Genomic DNA, 2281 nt, shown 5'->3' on the forward strand with positions numbered 1-2281 from the left:
CCCAAGGAGTTCGTGGCGCTGCGCGATGTCGATCCGACGATCATCCAGGAGATGCGGTACATCACTCCGCACAACTTCGTGGGCGAGCCCATCGACGGCTACCGGAAGCCGATGTGCATCCTCACCGAGCCCGCCGCGAAGGCTCTGCACAGGGTGCAGCGGAAGCTGCTGCGCAAGGGCTACTCCCTGAAGGTGTACGACTGCTACCGGCCGCAGCGGGCGGTGGACCACTTCGTGCGGTGGGCCGAGGACCTGGGTGATGAGCGCATGAAGGCGGAGTTCTATCCCCGTGTCGACAAGTCGCGGTTGTTCGCTGACGGTTACATCGCGAAGAAGTCCGGGCACAGCCGGGGCTCCACGGTGGATCTGACCGTCGTGCGGCTTCCGGCGCTGCCGACGCGCCCGTACGTCCCCGGGGAGCCCCTGACGCCCTGTTACGGCCCTCAGAGCGAGCGTTTCCCGGACAACTCCGTGGACATGGGGACGGGCTTCGACTGCTTCGACACGCTGTCGCACACCGATGATCCCCGTGTCACGGGGAAGCAGCGGGCCCACCGCGAACTCCTGAGGGGCGCGCTGTCCAAGGAGGGCTTCGTCAATCTCCCCGAGGAGTGGTGGCACTTCACCTACAAGCCCGAGCTCTTCCCCGACACCTACTTCGACTTCCCGGTCTCCCGGAGGTCCCTGGCGGGGCACTGACGGCGTGCGGCACACAGGAGGGCGACCGGGACCACCCCCGTCGGTCCCGGTCGCGACCTCGGACTCCCTAGTCTCCGGCCTCCGCTCCCCCTGACGAAATCCGGTTGCCCGTGGCACACTTCTGACAGGTCGTCAGGTTCAGTGCTCATGGAGGAGCCTTGTCCCGTACACGCACCCCCGTAGTGGCCGACTGGTTCGCCGGGGAGGGGGAGAGCTTCCGCCTGCTGGGCACCCGCTGTGCGGCGTGCGCATGCGTCTTCTTCCCGCGCGAGGACGGCTTCTGCCGCAATCCGGGCTGCTCGGGCGGCGAGCTGATCGAGGTGGCGCTGTCGCGGCGCGGGCGCGTCTGGTCGTACACCGACGGGCGCTACCGGCCGCCCCCGCCTTATGTCTCCGATCCGGAACTCCCCTGGGAGCCCTACACGTTGATCGCTGTGGAGCTGGCGGCGGAGCGCATGGTGGTGCTCGGGCAGGCGGCTCCCGGCGTCTCGGTCGCCGATCTCGCGGTCGGCATGGAGGTGGAGGTCGTCCCCGGAGTGCTCAATGAGGACGACGAGGCGACGTGGACGACATGGCACTGGCGGCCCGTGGGGGTGGGCGGATGAGCGGCGAGGTGGCGGTGCTCGGCGCGGGCATGCACCCCTGGGGCAAGTGGGGGCGCGGCTTCGTCGAGTACGGAGTGGTGGCGGCGCGCGCGGCGCTCGCGGACGCCGGGGTCGACTGGCGGGACGTGGGCTCGATCGTCGGGGCGGACACGGTCCGGGGCGGCTATCCGGGGTATGTCGCCGGGGCCACGTTCGCCAAGGCGCTCGGCTGGCAGGGGGCGCGGGTGGCGAGTGTGTACGCGGCGTGCGCGTCCGGCGCCCAGGCCATCGCCGCCGCGCGTGCGCAGATCCTCGCGGGGCTGGCGGACGTGGTCCTTGTGGTCGGTGCGGACGCGGCGCCCAAGGGGTTCTTCCGGCCCGCCGGCGGGGACCGGCCGGATGATCCCGACTGGCTGCGGTTCCGTGTGCTCGGTGCGACCAATCCCGCGTACTTCGGGCTCTACGCGCGCCGCCGGATGGCCGTGCACGGCGACACCCTGGAGGACTTCGCCCAGGTCAAGGTGAAGAACGCGGCGGCGGGCGCGCTGAACGCGAACGCCCGGTACCGCAAGGCCGTCACCGCCGAGGAGGTCGCCGCATCCGCCGTGGTCGCCGACCCGCTGCGGCTGCTGGACATCTGCGCCACCTCCGACGGGGCCGCGGCCCTAGTGCTGTCCAGCATGGAGTTCGCGCGGCAGCGGGGCGCCTCGGATCCGGTGCGCATCCGCGCGGTGTCCACCGTGACGCCGACGTATCCGACCACGGTGCTGGACCTGCCGGACATCGCCACGGACTCCGCGGCGGCCGTGGCCCCGACCGAGGGGACCTTCCGTGCCTCCATCGCGCGTGCGGCGTACGAAGAGGCGGGCATCGGCCCCGAGGACGTATCCCTGGCGGAGGTGTACGACCTGTCCACCGCTCTCGAACTCCAGTGGTACGAGGATCTGGGGCTCTGCGCCGAGGGCGAGGGGGCCAAGCTGCTGCGCGACGGGGTGACG

General features: G+C 70.9%; 3 protein-coding genes. All 3 read left to right on the top strand.

What is annotated here, in order from left to right; translation table 11 throughout:
• Window positions 1–699: M15 family metallopeptidase (locus tag GKQ77_RS31780; protein WP_219692578.1), on the top strand; the 699-nt coding region annotated here is incomplete at its 5' end.
• Window positions 700–857: 158 nt separating this feature from the next.
• Entirely contained in the window at window positions 858–1304 is a 447-nt protein-coding gene (locus tag GKQ77_RS31785) for a Zn-ribbon domain-containing OB-fold protein (protein ID WP_219692579.1), read from the top strand.
• Window positions 1301–2281, top strand: a 981-nt coding sequence (locus GKQ77_RS31790; protein ID WP_219692580.1) for a lipid-transfer protein, incomplete at its 3' end; no start/stop codon positions are given. The genes GKQ77_RS31785 and GKQ77_RS31790, both read left to right, overlap by 4 nt.

Source organism: Streptomyces anatolicus, from assembly GCF_019400875.1.
Lineage (GTDB): Bacteria > Actinomycetota > Actinomycetes > Streptomycetales > Streptomycetaceae > Streptomyces > Streptomyces anatolicus.